This window comes from Enterobacter sp. HK-058-C-ECC (assembly GCF_047531125.1).
Lineage (GTDB): Bacteria > Pseudomonadota > Gammaproteobacteria > Enterobacterales > Enterobacteriaceae > Enterobacter > Enterobacter quasiroggenkampii.
Genome location: NZ_JBLKCH010000003.1, coordinates 57,749 through 73,085, shown reverse-complemented (window position 1 = coordinate 73,085; position 15,337 = coordinate 57,749). Strand labels below are relative to the sequence as shown.

The 15,337-nt window shown below is 60.7% G+C and carries 16 protein-coding genes; 9 read left to right on the top strand and 7 right to left on the bottom strand.

Annotation, left to right across the window (positions count from 1 at the left end; genetic code table 11):
* Positions 1-86: 86 nt before the first annotated feature.
* The 6 genes from flhA to hypA are packed head-to-tail and all read right to left on the bottom strand — an operon-like array spanning position 87 to position 5,826.
* Entirely contained in the window at positions 87-2,159 is a 2,073-nt protein-coding gene (gene flhA, locus ACMWJS_RS08485) for a formate hydrogenlyase transcriptional activator FlhA (RefSeq protein WP_196365348.1), read from the bottom strand.
* A 55-nt stretch (positions 2,160-2,214) separates the two neighbouring features.
* Positions 2,215-3,225: a hydrogenase expression/formation protein HypE gene (gene hypE, locus ACMWJS_RS08480; protein ID WP_277717998.1), complete on the bottom strand. Its 1,011-nt coding sequence runs from the start codon at positions 3,223-3,225 to the stop codon at positions 2,215-2,217.
* Complete coding sequence (gene hypD, locus ACMWJS_RS08475) at positions 3,222-4,343, bottom strand: hydrogenase formation protein HypD (protein WP_334755589.1); 1,122 nt, start codon at positions 4,341-4,343, stop codon at positions 3,222-3,224. The genes hypE and hypD overlap by 4 nt, the downstream gene beginning before the upstream one ends.
* A gap of 2 nt (positions 4,344-4,345) precedes the next feature.
* A complete protein-coding gene (locus ACMWJS_RS08470; RefSeq protein ID WP_167213731.1) occupies positions 4,346-4,618 on the bottom strand; it encodes a HypC/HybG/HupF family hydrogenase formation chaperone in 273 nt (90 codons plus the stop codon).
* The gene (gene hypB, locus ACMWJS_RS08465; RefSeq protein ID WP_126325643.1) at positions 4,609-5,472 is read right to left on the bottom strand and encodes a hydrogenase nickel incorporation protein HypB; all 864 of its coding nucleotides are present in this window, start codon (positions 5,470-5,472) and stop codon (positions 4,609-4,611) included. Before hypB ends, ACMWJS_RS08470 begins: the two co-directional genes overlap by 10 nt.
* Before the next feature lie 3 nt (positions 5,473-5,475).
* A complete protein-coding gene (gene hypA / locus ACMWJS_RS08460; protein ID WP_039265546.1) occupies positions 5,476-5,826 on the bottom strand; it encodes a hydrogenase maturation nickel metallochaperone HypA in 351 nt (116 codons plus the stop codon).
* Between the two features lie 210 nt (positions 5,827-6,036).
* On the opposite strand from hypA, the gene hycA reads away from it, so the two are divergent.
* From hycA to hycI, 9 genes are all read left to right on the top strand, one after another.
* Positions 6,037-6,501: a formate hydrogenlyase regulator HycA gene (gene hycA / locus ACMWJS_RS08455; protein ID WP_032653166.1), complete on the top strand. Its 465-nt coding sequence runs from the start codon at positions 6,037-6,039 to the stop codon at positions 6,499-6,501.
* Between the two features lie 70 nt (positions 6,502-6,571).
* Positions 6,572-7,180: a 4Fe-4S dicluster domain-containing protein gene (locus tag ACMWJS_RS08450; RefSeq protein ID WP_023308971.1), complete on the top strand. Its 609-nt coding sequence runs from the start codon at positions 6,572-6,574 to the stop codon at positions 7,178-7,180.
* Positions 7,177-8,991 carry a formate hydrogenlyase subunit 3 gene (gene hycC, locus ACMWJS_RS08445; protein WP_334755587.1) on the top strand — a complete coding sequence of 605 codons (1,815 nt, stop codon included), beginning with the start codon at positions 7,177-7,179 and terminating at the stop codon, positions 8,989-8,991. Before ACMWJS_RS08450 ends, hycC begins: the two co-directional genes overlap by 4 nt.
* A gap of 1 nt (position 8,992) precedes the next feature.
* Positions 8,993-9,916: a respiratory chain complex I subunit 1 family protein gene (locus tag ACMWJS_RS08440; protein ID WP_111967750.1), complete on the top strand. Its 924-nt coding sequence runs from the start codon at positions 8,993-8,995 to the stop codon at positions 9,914-9,916.
* 15 nt (positions 9,917-9,931) lie between these two features.
* The gene (gene hycE, locus ACMWJS_RS08435; protein WP_045908505.1) at positions 9,932-11,641 is read left to right on the top strand and encodes a formate hydrogenlyase subunit HycE; all 1,710 of its coding nucleotides are present in this window, start codon (positions 9,932-9,934) and stop codon (positions 11,639-11,641) included.
* A 9-nt stretch (positions 11,642-11,650) separates the two neighbouring features.
* The gene (locus ACMWJS_RS08430; RefSeq protein ID WP_008499573.1) at positions 11,651-12,193 is read left to right on the top strand and encodes a formate hydrogenlyase complex iron-sulfur subunit; all 543 of its coding nucleotides are present in this window, start codon (positions 11,651-11,653) and stop codon (positions 12,191-12,193) included.
* Positions 12,193-12,960, top strand: coding sequence for an NADH-quinone oxidoreductase subunit B family protein (locus ACMWJS_RS08425; RefSeq protein WP_148769289.1), 768 nt, complete (start codon positions 12,193-12,195; stop codon positions 12,958-12,960). Before ACMWJS_RS08430 ends, ACMWJS_RS08425 begins: the two co-directional genes overlap by 1 nt.
* Complete coding sequence (locus tag ACMWJS_RS08420) at positions 12,957-13,367, top strand: formate hydrogenlyase maturation HycH family protein (RefSeq protein WP_023294422.1); 411 nt, start codon at positions 12,957-12,959, stop codon at positions 13,365-13,367. Before ACMWJS_RS08425 ends, ACMWJS_RS08420 begins: the two co-directional genes overlap by 4 nt.
* Positions 13,360-13,815 carry a hydrogenase maturation peptidase HycI gene (gene hycI / locus ACMWJS_RS08415; protein WP_334755586.1) on the top strand — a complete coding sequence of 152 codons (456 nt, stop codon included), beginning with the start codon at positions 13,360-13,362 and terminating at the stop codon, positions 13,813-13,815. The genes ACMWJS_RS08420 and hycI overlap by 8 nt, the downstream gene beginning before the upstream one ends.
* A gap of 88 nt (positions 13,816-13,903) precedes the next feature.
* On the opposite strand, the gene ACMWJS_RS08410 is transcribed toward hycI, so the two are convergent.
* Positions 13,904-15,328, bottom strand: a complete 1,425-nt coding sequence (locus tag ACMWJS_RS08410; protein ID WP_414746941.1) for a 6-phospho-beta-glucosidase — start codon at positions 15,326-15,328, stop codon at positions 13,904-13,906.
* Between the last annotated feature and the right edge of the window lie 9 nt (positions 15,329-15,337).

The following is a 15,337-nucleotide window of genomic DNA, read 5'->3' as shown; positions in this document are numbered from 1 at the left end:
ACAGAGGAAACGATTTTGTGTCAATGAGGGACAATTGCGCAGGGTAACGCAAGGCGGTGTCAGAGCAACACCGCCGGATTGGGGCCTTAAACCAGGCTCTCTTTATCGATCCCGAGGCGTTTCATGCGCGACAGCAGGGTAGTGCGTTTTAACCCTAAACGCTGGGCGGCACCTTTTGGCCCGGCGACCACGCCGTTGGTCTCTTTGAGTACGCGCATAATGAGCTGATATTCATCTTCTCCCTCTTTCGCTGTCTCGGCGGCGGGCACGCTCACGTCAGGCAGCGTCACTTCAGGCAGGGAGAGCTGCAGGACATTTCCGCGCGTCAGCAGCACCGCACGTTCAATGACGTTTTCCAGCTCGCGCACGTTGCCGGGCCACTCCATCGATGAAAGGGTACGTAACGTCTCGGCAGGAATGCTGTCGATATTTCGCCCCATCCGACGCGCGATCTTGGCGGTAAACGCTTTGACCAGCAGGGGAATATCTTCCGGGCGCTCTCGCAGCGGCGGCAGGAAGATCGGGAAGACGTTCAGGCGATAGTAGAGATCGCTGCGAAACTCGCGGTCGGCGACCATCTTTTTCAGGTCGCGGTTAGTGGCGGCAATCAGCCGCACGTCAGTCTGGATAAGCTTGTTGCTGCCAAGACGTTCAAACTCCTGCTCCTGCAGGACGCGCAGCAGTTTCGGCTGTAGCTCCAGCGGCATATCGCCCACTTCGTCGAGGAACAGCGAGCTTTTGTCCGCCAGCTCAAACCGGCCCAGCCGCTGGCTGCTTGCCCCGGTAAAGGCACCTCGTTCGTGGCCGAACAGGTCGCTTTCCAGAAGCCCTGCGGGCATCGCGGCGCAGTTCATCTTCACCATCCGACGGCTGTTGCGGTTGCTCAGGTTGTGGATGGCGCGGGCAATCAGCTCTTTACCCGTACCGGTTTCGCCCAGTATCAGTACCGTGCTGTCGCTTTGCGCCACCATCTCAACCTGCTTGAGCACGTTGTACATGGCGTCGCTACGTCCGATGATTTCACCAAACTCGCTGTCCACGTTGTTGAGCTGTTCGGTCAGGGCCAGGTTCTCATCCACCAGCCGCTCCTTCAGACGATGAATTTCCTGATAGGCGAGGGCGTTATCCAGGGCGATGGAAATACGCTCGGCGATCTGACGCAGCAGCTTCAGGTTGGCGGTGGTGAAGACGCCTTCCTCGCACTGCGCCAGCTTAAGCACGCCCAGCATGGTGTTGCCGGACATCAGCGGCAACAGGCACAGGGTCTGAATTTTGTTACCCCAGGTGTTAAACAGCATCCGCTCGTACGGTGCCACCGGATCCTGTTCGTTGAGGTTGATCAGGAGGATCTCTTTGCTTTTGAAGACCCGCTCCGAAAGGGTCCCCGCTTCATCCACTTCACTCTGCTCGTGTGCCGGGTTGGCTTCATCCAGATAATGCGTAGAGTAGATGTTCAGCTTGCCCTTGCGATGGCCGCGAAGCGCGATGCTGATGGCATCGATTTTGAAATAGTGATGGATCTCTTTCGACACTTCGCTGACCAGTTCGTCCATATCGAGCCGTGACAGTACGGCGTTGGTGATGGCGACCAGAATGCGGAAGTTGTCGCGTTCGCGGCTCAGCAGGTCGTAATCCACATTATTGGTCACGCGGCTTTGGATCTGCTCCGCAACGACGGCCACAATCTGGGTAAAGGTGTGCAGGCGTTCGTATTCCGCCTCGCTCCAGGGCTGGTCGGTCGTGCGGATAAACTCGCAGCCGCCAAAAATCTGACCCTCTGCTGCCAGCGGCAGCATGCAGTAATGCCCGAACGGCTGATAGAGGTTACTCTCCGCGAGCCGCGGCCACGCCTGCCGGAACTCCTTAAAGTTACAGTGCAGCACTTCAGGTCGGGAGAGAATGCGGCGCACCGGGCCATGCGCGAGATACGTTTCGTCTTCGTATTCAAACGTTTTGCCATTGTCACGCGTTGAGTAGTAGCTCGCGCGGTGCGTTCCGCTATGCCACAGTACAATCGCGGCGCTGTCGGCCAGCGCCGACTGCCTGACCAGCCGCGTCAGGGCATCGCTCAGCGCACCGAGATCGGGCTGCTGTAAAAGTGTGCGCGTAATGTCAAACAGGCCCTGCTGTCCAAGATCGCTCATCGGTGTATACGGCATAGTGCTTTCCAGTAGAAACGAGCAAAAAATCCATGCTGGCCGCTTGTGGCGCGGCCTAGCAAATACGGGGTAAGGGTTCAGCGTGCGGCAGATCCAGCGTGCGCTTCACGCCATAAAGTCCGGTCAGGCGCACCCCTTTGCGCTCAACCACTTCACCAATCATTGCCGCCTCTTTTCCTGACGGATGAGCCTGCAGCTGTTCAAGAACGGCTTGTGCTGCGGCCCGTTCAACGCCAATCACCAGCTTGCCTTCATTTGCAAAGTTGAGCGGGTCCAGCCCCAGCAGTTCGCAAAGCCCACGAACGGCGGGCTTAACGGGCAGGCTGCGCTCGGTGAGTTCAATCCCGCATCCGCAGCTTGCCGCAAACTCATGGACCACGGCGTTGACACCGCCTCGCGTGGCATCCCGCAGGGCCTTCACGCCGGGAATACCGCGCAGCGTCTGAATCAGTGGGGTGAGTACCGCGCAGTCGCTGCGCAGTTCGCCGTCCAGCCCCAGGCCTTCGCGCAGGTTCAGGATGGTCGCCCCGTGGCAGCCCAGCGTGCCGGTCACGATCAGCACGTCGCCCACGCTGAGGCGCTGTGCGCCCCAGTGAATATCGGCGGGGATCGCGCCCATGCCGGCGGTGTTGATAAACAGCTTGTCGGCCGCGCCGCGCTGCACCACTTTTGTGTCGCCGGTGACGATAGCTATCCCCGCCTCGCGCGCGGTCTGCGCCATGCTGTTGACTACGGCCGTGAGCGTCTCCATCGGTAATCCCTCTTCAAGGATAAATCCGCAGGAGAGGTAGCGCGGGATGGCGCCGCTGACGGCGACGTCGTTCGCCGTGCCGCAGACGGCGAGCTTGCCGATATCGCCGCCCGGGAAGAACAGTGGATCAATGACGTAGCTGTCGGTGGAGAAGGCCAGCCTGTCGCCCTGGGCGGTGAGGGTGGCGAGATCAATGCGCGCCTGGTCTTCCTGTTCGGCGAGCCAGGGGTTGTTAAAGGCCTCCATAAACAGCCGGTTAATCAGCTGCTGCATCGCCTGTCCGCCGCTGCCGTGCGCCATTTCAACCGTATTCATGCTTCACTCTCCTGGTTGCGATACTGATACCATGCGGCACACGCCCCTTCGGAGGAGACCATCAGCGCGCCAAACGCCGTTTGCGGGTTACAGGTATTGCCAAATAACGGACACTGATGCGGTTTGCATTTGCCGGTGAGCACCTCGCCACAGCGTGCCCGGGGATCGTCGCAAACCTGCTGCGGCTGCGGGCGGAAATGCGCTTCGGCGTCGAACGCGCGATAGGCTGGCGTCAAGCGCACGCCGGATTCAGCAATTAGCCCCAGGCCGCGCCATTCGCTGTCGCCCTCAACGCTAAACACGTCGGCTATCGCCTGCTGCGCTCGTTCATTTCCCGCATCCGGCACCACGCGGCGGTACTGATTTTCCACGGTACTCAGGGCCGCTATTTTCTGCTCAACCAGCATGGTGACACCTTGCAGTAGATCAAGTGGTTCGAAACCAGCCACCACTAACGGACGATTGTACTGTTCAGCGATAAAACCGTAGGCGTCTGTGCCAATCACCATGCTGACGTGGCCCGGTGCCAGAAAGGCGTCAATGCCGTTGCCTGGCTCTTCCAGCAGGCTGCGCAGGGTGGGGATGAGCGTAATGTGCTGGCAGAAGAAGAAAAAGTTATCGACGCCGCGCGCTTTCGCCTGCTGCAGCGTGATGGCGGTGGCGGGCATGGTGGTTTCAAACCCCAGGCCAAAAAACACCACCTTGCGCCCGGGGTTATCCGCTGCCAGCGTCAGGGCATCCATCGGCGAATAGACGATCCGTATGTCTGCGCCGCGCGCTTTCGCCTGCAGCAGCGAACCATTTTTCCCCGGCACGCGCATCGCGTCGCCAAAGGTGCAGAAAATGACGTCGGGCTGGCTGGCAATTTCAATACAGCTGTCGATGCGCCCCATCGGCAGCACGCAGACCGGGCAGCCGGGGCCGTGGATAAACTCAATGTTCTCCGGCAGCAGCTGGTCGAGGCCAAATTTGAAGATGGCGTGCGTGTGCCCGCCGCACACCTCCATGATCCGCAGCGGCCTTTCTTTCGTGTAGTCCAGCAGCGCTGCGCGCGTTTTCAGGTGGCCGATAAGCTGCAGCACCTGCTCCGGCGCGCGGTATTCATCAACGTAACGCATGATTACCGCTCCTCGCCGTACAGCAGCGCGCCCACGTCAGGCTCCACGTCGAACATATTTTGCAGGGCGTCGAGCGTGTCGCGGGCTTCCGCTTCGTTAATCACGCTCATGGCGAACCCCACGTGAACCAGCACCCACTGTCCGAGACGCGAGGTGCCCGTTTCATCGCTGCTGCCCACCAGCGTCAGGTCGACGTCGCGCAGGATGCCGCAAACCTCGACTTTGGCCTGATTACCGTCGATGGCGTGAATTTGTCCCGGTACGCCTATGCACATCGTTCGCTCTCCAGCCAGTGTAGCCAGCCGTCCATGCCGTCGCCGCGCGTGGCGGAGACCAGCAGGATCTCAATCTCCGGGTTCACCTCGCGGGCATACGCCAGGCACTTATCCACGTCGAAATTCAGGTACGGCAGCAGGTCGACTTTGTTCAGCAGCATGACGGACGCGGCGGCAAACATGTGCGGGTACTTCAGCGGCTTATCTTCGCCTTCGGTCACTGAAAGCACCGCCACCTTGTGTCGTTCGCCGAGGTCGAAGCTCGCCGGGCAGACGAGGTTGCCAACGTTTTCAATAAACAGGATGCCGTTATCCGCCAGCGGCAGGCGCGGGGCGGCGTCGGCAATCATCTGCGCATCCAGGTGGCAGCCTTTGCCGGTGTTGACCTGAATCGCCGGGGTGCCGGTTTCGCGAATGCGCGCCGCGTCGTTAACGGTTTGCTGGTCGCCTTCGATCACTGCACAGGAGACACGCCCGTTCAGGCGCTTGAGCGTTTCGGTCAGCAGCGTGGTTTTACCGGAACCGGGGCTGGAGACCAGGTTCAGCACCAGCTGTTTACGGGTGGCAAAGCGGGCGCGGTTGCGGGCGGCGAGCTGGTTATTTTTGTCCAGCACGTTGATTTCCACCTCCAGCATCTGGCGCTGGCTCATGCCCGGCGCGTGGGTGCCTGCTTCGCCGTGGCCGTAATGCAGGTCGCCCGCATCGGAGCGTTGCGGCGCAAAGGTAATGCCGGTCAGGGCTGCCGCAGGGCGTGGGGCGGGTGAAAAGGGCGCGGAGCGAAACGCGGAGTGGGGGCGGTGTTCATCCCCTTCTATATACAGGTTGCCTTCGGCGCAACCGCAGGTACTACACATACTTTACTCCTTCTCGATTTCGAGGCGTTGGATCTGCATGCCGTCATCCGCCACGATGCGCAGACCGCCGCTCTGACACTGTGGACAGCGCTGTACCTTCGATGAAAGCAGGGTGACGTACTGCTGACACTGCTCGCACCAGCACTCCGCCTGCTGTTCTTCAATATGCAGTTCGCAGCCTTCCGCCAGCGTGCCGCGGCAGACCAGCTCAAAACAGAAGGTCAGGGCGCTGGTCTCGACGCAGGAAAACGCTCCGACCTTCAGCCAGACGCCGGTGACGCGCTTCGCGTGGTTTTGCACTGCCTGCTGTTCGATAAGTTCCAGAGCCCGCTGGCAGAGGGTGATTTCGTGCATGACGCCTCCTCAATGAATTGCCCCGGTAATGCAATAACAGTGCCAGCTTGATTTTTGTTAAGGCGTGACGATGTCAACGCTGTCGAAATGACACGTCGACACCGCGGTGATGACAGCGGTTTTTCAGTTTAATCCCTTTAAAATCAGCAAAATAAAAACTGGCATGGAATCTGCTTAACAGCCGCTATCTCCATTAAACGGATACCTTCTATGACTATTTGGGAAATCAGCGAAAAAGCAGATTACATCGCGCAGCGTCATCAACAGTTACAGGACCAGTGGCACCTTTACTGCAACTCGCTGGTTCAGGGCATTACATTGTCGAAGGCGCGTCTTCACCACGCGATGAGCTGCGCGGCGCAGGGGGATATGCGCTTTGTCCTCTTCGGCCATTTCACCATCAACGTGACCCTGGCGGATAACTTCAACAGCCACACCATTGAGTACTACCTCGAGACAAAAGACGGCGAAAAACAGTGTATTGCGAAGGCGCAGCTGATGGCCGACGGCATGGTGGACGGCCACGTCAGCAACCGCGATCGCCAGCAGGTGCTGGAGCACTATCTGGAAAAAATCGCGCCGGTTTATAACGGCCTGTACGCCGCCGTTGAGCACGATCTTCCTGTCAACCTGAAGCAGCTGATGGACGGAAATGCCTCAGCGAACGTGGCCTGACCCATGCGTGTCGAGAAGTGTCGACAAGACAGCTTTTCGACAAAAATGACTATCACCAGAGGATAACCCGGTGAACCGTTTTGTAATTGCTGACTCGACGGTCTGCATTGGCTGTCGAACCTGTGAGGCGGCGTGTTCGGAAACGCATCGCCTGCATGGGCTGCAGTCCATGCCGCGCCTGCACGTCATGCGTAATGAAAAAGAGTCTGCCCCGCAGCTCTGCCATCACTGTGAAGATGCCCCGTGCGCGGGTGTCTGTCCTGTAAATGCCATCACCCGCGTGGATGGCGCAGTCCAGTTGAACGAAAGCCTGTGCGTAAGCTGCAAGCTGTGCGGCATTGCCTGCCCGTTCGGCGCGATTGAATTTTCCGGCAGCCGCCCGCTGCATATTCCGGCCAATGCCAACTCGCCTAAAGCCCCGCCCGCGCCGCCAGCGCCTGCACGCGTCAGCACGCTGCTGGACTGGGTGCCCGGCATCCGTGCCGTGGCGGTGAAGTGCGACCTGTGCAGCTTCGATGAACAGGGCCCGGCCTGCGTACGGACCTGTCCGACGAAAGCGCTGATTCTGGTTAACATTCGCGACATCGCCCGTACCAGCAAGCGCAAGCGCGAGCTGACCATCAACAGTGATTTTGGCGACCTTTCTCTGCTACAGGCGCTTAACGAGGGGGCGAAATGAACGCGGCCATAATGATTACCGGCGCGGTAGCCTGTTTTATTGCCGCAGCTATTCTGGCGCCGATCTTCTCCTTCCATAAAACCCTGAGCGGCGGAGTTGCCGGGATCGGCGGGGCGGCAGGTAGCCTGTTGACGCTGGCGGCAGGCGGCGTTGTTTTGCTCGGCGGACAATCCGTTGACACCCTCATACCGCTGGTTCGCCACACCGTTGAGATTACGCCGCTGAACGCCCTCTGGCTGGTGACGTTTGGCCTGTGCGGGCTGTTTATCAGCCTGTTCAATATCGAGTGGCATCGCCACCCGCACGCTAAAGCCAACGGCCTGCTGGTGAACCTGCTGATGGCGACGGCGGTCTGTACCGTTACCGCCAACAACCTCGGCGCGCTGGTGGTGATGGCGGAGATCATGGCGCTCTGCGGCGTGTTCCTGACGGGCTGTAGCGCCTCTGGGAAATTATGGTTTGCGCTGGGACGCCTCGGGACGCTGCTGCTGGCGCTGGCCTGCTGGCTGGTGTGGCAGCGCTTCGGCACGCTGGACTTTGCTGCGCTTAACGGGCATCCGCTAGGGAATGACGTCTGGCTGCTGGGCGTGATCGGCTTTGGCCTGCTTGCCGGAATCATCCCGCTGCACGGCTGGGTGCCGCAGGCGCATGCGAATGCCTCCGCGCCCGCCGCCGCGCTGTTTTCGGTGGTGGTGATGAAGGTTGGTCTGTTTGGGATCCTGGCGATTACGCTGACCGGCGGACAACCGCCGCTGTGGTGGGGCGTGGTGCTGCTGATTGCGGGCATGATCACCGCCTTCGTCGGCGGCCTGTACGCGCTGATGGAGCACAATATCCAGCGTCTTCTGGCGTACCACACGCTGGAGAATATCGGCATCATTCTGCTCGGCATTGGCGCGGGCGTGACCGGGCTGGCGCTGAATCAACCGGCGCTGATTGCGGCCGGTTTTATCGGTGGTCTTTATCACCTGATCAACCACAGCCTGTTTAAAAGCACCCTGTTCCTTGGAGCGGGCAGCGTCTGGTTCCGCACCGGCCATCGGGATATCGAAAAGCTCGGTGGGATTGGCAAAAAGATGCCAGTGATTTCACTGGCGATGCTGGTCGGGCTGATGGCGATGGCCGCGCTGCCGCCGCTGAACGGCTTTGCCGGGGAGTGGGTGATCTATCAGTCCTTCTTCGCCCTCGGTCAGAGCGAGGCGTTTATCGCCCGTCTGCTGGGGCCGCTGCTGGCGGTCGGGCTGGCGATTACCGGGGCGCTGGCGGTGATGTGCATGGCGAAAGTTTATGGCGTGACCTTCCTCGGCGCACCGCGTACGCGTGAGGCTGAGAACGCCTGCTGCGCACCGCTACTGATGGGCGTAAGCGTGGTCGCGCTGGCGCTGTGCTGCATCGCGGGCGGCGTCGCCGCACCGTGGCTGCTGCCGCTGCTGGGCAATGCCATTCCGCTGCCGCTGACCGCGGCGAACACCACCGTTTCCCAGCCCATGATCGCGCTGCTGCTGATAGGCGCACCGCTGCTGCCGCTGGTGCTGATGCTGTTCTTCAAACGCGACCGGCTCACCTCCCGCTCGCGCGGTGCAGCATGGGCCTGCGGCTACGAACACGAACAGTCGATGGTCATCACCGCCCACGGTTTCGCTATGCCGGTGAAAGAGAACTTTGACGCCGTGCTGAAGCTGCGCCACTGGCTGAACCCGGTGCGCTGGGTACCCGGCTGGCAGAGCGCTGCCGCACCCGCGCTGTTCCGCCGTCTGGCGGTTATCGAGCTGGCGGTGCTGGTGATCGTTGTGATTTCACGAGGAGCCTGACATGAGTCTGTTACTGGCAATTCTTCAGGCGCTGGTGCTGTTTGCCGCCGCGCCGCTGCTGTCGGGCATCACGCGCGTGGTGCGCGCCCGGATGCACAACCGTCGCGGGCCTGGCGTGCTCCAGGAGTATCGCGATCTCTTCAAGCTGCTTTCTCGCCAGAGCGTGGCGCCGGATGCCGCAGGCTGGGTCTTCCGCCTGACGCCGTTCGTGATGGTGGGCGTGATGCTCACCATCGCCACCGCGCTGCCGGTGGTGACGGTGGCTTCGCCGCTGCCGGCGCTCGGGGATCTGATTACGCTGATCTACCTGTTTGCCATCGCCCGCTTCTTCTTTGCGATTGCGGGTCTCGACACCGGGAGCCCGTTTACCGGCATCGGCGCCAGTCGCGAGGCGATGCTCGGCGTGCTGGTTGAGCCGATCCTGCTGCTGGGGCTGTGGGTTGCCGCGCAGGTTGCGGGTTCCACGCACATCAGCTTTATCACCCACACCGTGTACCACTGGCCGGTTGCCCGCTCCCTTCCGCTGGTGCTGGCGCTGTGCGCCTGCGCATTCGCCACCTTTATCGAGATGGGCAAGCTGCCGTTCGATCTGGCCGAAGCCGAGCAGGAACTGCAGGAAGGACCGCTCACCGAGTACAGCGGCTACGGCTTTGCGGTGCTGAAGTGGGGCATCAGCCTTAAACAGCTGGTGGTGCTGCAGATGTTTGTCGGCGTCTTCTTCCCGTGGGGGCAGATGACGCACTTCTCCGCGGGCGGTCTGCTGCTGGCCGTTGTGGTTGCCGCCCTCAAGCTGCTGGTCGGCGTGCTGGTCATTGCCCTGTTCGAAAACAGCATGGCGCGTCTGCGTTTTGTGGAAACGTCACGCATTACCTGGGCCGGTTTTGGTTTTGCATTTTTAGCGTTCGTCTCCTTGCTGGTGGCGTGATTAAAGAGAGTGTTTATGTCTGAAGAAAAGAAAGGTCAGCAGTATCTCGCCGCATTGCATCAGGCTTTTCCCGGCGTGGTGCTGGAGGAGTCCTGGCAAACCAAAGACCAGATCACCGTCACCGTAAAGGTGAACTATCTGCCGGAAGTGGTGGAGTTTCTCTACTACCGGCAGGGCGGCTGGCTGTCGGTGCTGTTCGGTAACGACGAGCGCCAGCTGTGCGGCAATTACGCGGTGTACTACGTGATGTCGATGGAGCAGGGCGAGAAGTGCTGGATCACCGTGCGCGTCGAGGTCGACCCGAATAAACCGGAATACCCGTCCGTCACGCCGCGCGTGCCCGCTGCGGTCTGGGGCGAGCGTGAAGTGCGCGACATGTATGGCCTGGTGCCGGTTGGTCTGCCGGATGAACGCCGTCTGGTGCTGCCGGACGACTGGCCGGACGAACTCTATCCGCTGCGCAAAGACAGCATGGACTACCGCCAGCGTCCGGCCCCGACTACCGACAGTGAAACCTACGAATTCATCAACGAGCTGGGCAGCAAGAAAAATAACGTGGTGCCGATCGGCCCGCTGCACGTCACTTCCGACGAGCCGGGCCACTTCCGCCTGTTCGTCGACGGCGAAAACATTATCGACGCCGACTACCGCCTGTTCTACGTCCACCGCGGCATGGAAAAGCTGGCGGAAACCCGCATGGGCTACAACGAAGTCACGTTTCTTTCTGACCGCGTCTGCGGCATCTGCGGCTTCGCCCACAGCACCGCCTACACCACCTCGGTGGAGAACGGCATGGGGATCGTGGTGCCGGAACGCGCGCAGATGATCCGCGCCATTCTGCTGGAGGTGGAGCGCCTGCACTCGCACCTGCTGAACCTCGGGCTGGCCTGCCACTTCGTCGGGTTTGACTCCGGGTTTATGCAGTTCTTCCGCGTGCGTGAAGCGTCGATGAAGATGGCGGAGATCCTCACCGGGGCGCGCAAAACCTACGGTCTGAACCTGATCGGCGGGATCCGCCGCGACCTGCTGAAGGATGACATGATCCAGACCCGCCAGCTGGCGCAGCAGATGCGCCGCGACGTGCAGGAACTGGTGGACATGCTGCTCAGCACGCCCAACATCGAGCAGCGCACCGTCGGCATTGGCCGCCTCGATCCGGAGATCGCCCGCGACTTCAGTAACGTCGGCCCGATGGTGCGCGCCAGCGGGCACGCCCGCGACACGCGTGCCGATCACCCGTTCGTCGGCTACGGCCTGCTGCCGATGACCGTGCACAGCGAGCAGGGCTGCGACGTCATCTCCCGCCTGAAGGTGCGCATCAACGAGGTGTTCACCGCGCTGAATATGATCGACTTTGGTCTGGACAACCTGCCGGGCGGCCCGCTGATGGTGGAGGGCTTCACCTACATTCCAAACCGCTTTGCCCTCGGCTTTGCCGAAGCGCCGCGCGGGGACGACATTCACTGGAGCATGACCGGCGACAACCAGAAGCTCTACCGCTGGCGCTGCCGTGCGGCGACCTACGCCAACTGGCCAACCCTGCGCTACATGCTGCGCGGTAACACCGTGTCTGATGCGCCGCTGATCATCGGCAGCCTCGACCCGTGCTACTCCTGCACTGACCGCATGACCGTCGTGGACGTGCGCAAGAAGAAAAGCCAGGTGGTGCCGTACAAAGAGCTTGAGCGCTACAGCATCGAGCGTAAGAACTCGCCGCTGAAATAAGGATTCGTCATGTTTACCTTTATCAAAAAAGTGATCAAAACCGGCACGCAGACCAGCCGCTATCCGCTGGAGCCGATGCCGGTCGACAAAAACTTTCGCGGCAAGCCGGAGCACAACCCGCAGCAGTGCATCGGCTGCGCGGCCTGCGTCAATGCCTGTCCGTCGAACGCCTTAACGGTGGAAACGGATCTCAAAACCGGCGAGCTGGCCTGGCAGTTTAACCTCGGGCGCTGCATCTTCTGCGGCCGCTGCGAAGAGGTCTGCCCGACGGTCGCCATTCGCCTGTCGCAGGAGTACGAGCTGGCGGTGTGGAAGAAAGAGGATTTCCTGCAGCAGTCGCGCTTTGACCTGTGCCACTGCCGCGTCTGCCAGCGCCCGTTCGCCGTGCAAAAAGAGATCGACTACGCCATCGCGCTGCTGCAGCACAACGGCGACGCCCGCGCGGAGCATCACCGTGAAAGCTTTGAAACCTGCCCGGCGTGCAAGCGACAGAAGTGCCTGCTGCCGTCCGACCGCATTGATATCACCCGCCACATGAGAGAGGCCAGCTGATGGAAAATTTACTTGGCCCACGCGACGCTAACGGCATTCCGGTGCCGATGACGGTGGACGAATCCATCGCCAGCATGAAGGCGTCGCTGCTGAAAAAAATCAAACGCTCGGCCTACGTCTACCGCGTGGATTGCGGAGGCTGCAACGGCTGCGAGATTGAGATCTTCGCTACGCTGTCGCCGCTGTTTGACGCCGAGCGCTTCGGCATCAAAGTGGTGCCGTCCCCGCGTCATGCGGACATCCTGCTGTTCACCGGGGCCGTCACCCGCGCCATGCGCTCGCCCGCGCTGCGCGCCTGGCAGTCCGCGCCGGACCCGAAAATCTGCATCTCGTACGGCGCCTGCGGCAACAGCGGCGGCATCTTCCATGACCTCTACTGCGTCTGGGGCGGCACCGACAAAATCGTGCCGGTGGACGTCTACATTCCGGGCTGTCCGCCGACGCCCGCCGCCACGTTGTACGGCTTTGCGATGGCGCTCGGCCTGCTGGAACAGAAAATCCACGCCCGCGAGCCAGGCGAGCTCGACAACCAGGCTGCGGCCATTCTGCACCCGGACATGGTGCAGCCGCTGCGGGTGAAGGTCGATCGCACGGCGCGCAGGCTGGCGGGCTATCGCTACGGCCGTCAGATTGCCGACGACTATCTGCGCCTGCTGAGCCAGGGCGAGCATCAGGTCGCACGCTGGCTGGAGGCGGAAAACGATCCGCGCCTCAATGAGATTGTGGCGAACCTGAACAGCATCGTCGATGAGGCGCGTATCCGATGAGTGAAACGGTGGTGTTCAGCCAGCTGAGCCGTAAGTTTATTGATGAGAACGATGCCACGCCGGATGCGGCGCAGCAGGTGGTCTATTACAGCCTGGCGATTGGGCATCACCTCGGGGTGATTGACTGCCTGGAGGCCGCACTGAGCTGCCCGTGGCCGGAATACCTGGCGTGGATTGCCACGCTGGAGGAGGGCAGTACGGCGCGGCGCAAAATGGAAGGCGTGCCGAAGTACGGTGAGATCGTGATCGATGCGAACCACATTGCCATGCTCGCCAACGCCTTTGACGCGGCGCTCGGCAGACAAACCCCGGAGCAGCAGGCGTGGAGCAAAACGCTGCTCGGTATGCTGCATGATATTCATCAGGAGAGTGCTATCTACCTGATGGTGAGGAGATTACGTGACTGACGTTTTACTGTGTGTCGGCAACAGCATGATGGGCGACGACGGCGCGGGTCCGCTGCTGGCGGAGATGTGCGCCGCGAACCCGCAGGGCAACTGGGTGGTGATTGACGGCGGCAGCGCGCCGGAAAACGATGTGGTGGCCATCCGCGAGCTGCGTCCGGACAGGCTGTTAATCGTCGATGCCACCGATATGGCACTCAACCCCGGCGAGATCCGCCTGATTGATCCGGACGACATCGCCGAGATGTTTATGATGACCACCCACAATATGCCGCTGAACTACCTGGTGGATCAGATCAAAGGTGACGTGGGCGAGGTGCTCTTTTTGGGGATTCAGCCGGACATTGTCGGGTTTTATTACCCGATGACGCCGCCGGTGAAGGAGGCGGTGGAGGTGGTGTATTCACGACTAGCCGGGTGGGTTGGGGATGGAGGTTTTTCTCAGCTCTGAGCAGTGCCGGGTGGCGGCTTCGCCTTACCCGGCCTACCAAACCCATCTCCCTCTCCCTGTGGGAGAGGGCTGGGGTGAGGGCAACAGGCTACTCGAGATCCCCCCCGTTACTCGCAATCACCTTCTTATACCATCCGAACGATTTCTTGCGTTTCCGCTCCAGCGTGCCGTTCCCGGCGTCGTCGCGGTCGACGTACACAAACCCGTAACGCTTGCTCATCTCACCGGTTGAGGCCGAGACAAGGTCAATGCAGCCCCAGGTGGTGTAACCCATCAGCGGCACGCCGTCCTCAATCGCATCGCCCATCGCGCGGATATGCTCGCGCAGATAGCTGATGCGGTAGTCGTCGTTAATCTCGCCGTTTTCATCAACGACATCTTTCGCTCCCAGGCCGTTTTCTACCAGGAACAGCGGCTTCTGGTAGCGGTCGTACATCATGTTCATGGTGATGCGCAGGCCGAGCGGGTCGATGCCCCAGCCCCATTCGCTCACCTGAATGTGCGGGTTGCGCAGAGATTTAACGATGTTCGCCGCATTGGTGTTGTTCGCGTTCATATCCGCCGAGGCGCAGCGCGAGGCGTAATAGCTGAACGAGACAAAATCGACGGTATTTTTCAGCAGTTCGTCATCGCCCGGATCTTTAACAATCACGACGCCTTTCTCGCGGAACACGCGTGCAGAATAGGCCGGATAGCTGCCGCGCGCCTGCACATCGATAAAGAACAGGTTCTCGCGGTCTTTCTCCAGCGCCATCCACACGTCTTCCGGCTTGCAGGAGTAGGGGTAGAAGTTACCGCCCGCCAGCATGCAGCCAACCTGGTTTTCCGGGTTCACCTCGTGAGCGATTTTGGTCGCCAGCGCGCTCGCCACCAGTTCGTGGTGCGCGGCCTGGTATTTCACCTGGTCTTCGTTTTCGCCTTCCTCAAACACCAGCCCCGCGCCGGAGAACGGGCTGTGCAGCATGATGTTGATTTCGTTGAAGGTCAGCCAGTATTTCACCAGCCCATTAAACTCCTCGAAGCAGGTGCGGGCGTAGCGGGCAAAGAAATCCACCATTTTGCGGTTGCGCCAGGAGCCGTACTCCGTCACCAGGTGCATCGGCACGTCGAAGTGGCAGAGGGTCACCAGCGGCTCGATGTTGTACTTTTTGCACTCCTCGAACACCGCGCAGTAAAAGGCAATGCCCTCTTTGTTCGGCAGCGGCTCGTCGCCGTTCGGATAGAGTCGGCTCCAGGCGATCGAGGTGCGGAACACCGTAAAGCCCATCTCCGCCATCAGGGCGATGTCCTCTTTATAGCGATGGTAAAAATCAATCGCCTCGTGGCTCGGGTAGAATTCGTCGTCACGCAGCGAAAAACGCTTTTCCTTACCGAGCTTCACCGCCAGGCGGTTCGCGCCGTGGGGGATCATATCGACCGTCGTCAGCCCTTTGCCGCCCTCACGGTAAGCGCCTTCACTCTGGTTGGCGGCAAGCGCGCCGCCCCATAAAAATCCTTGTGGAAAAACAGACATTCTTACCTC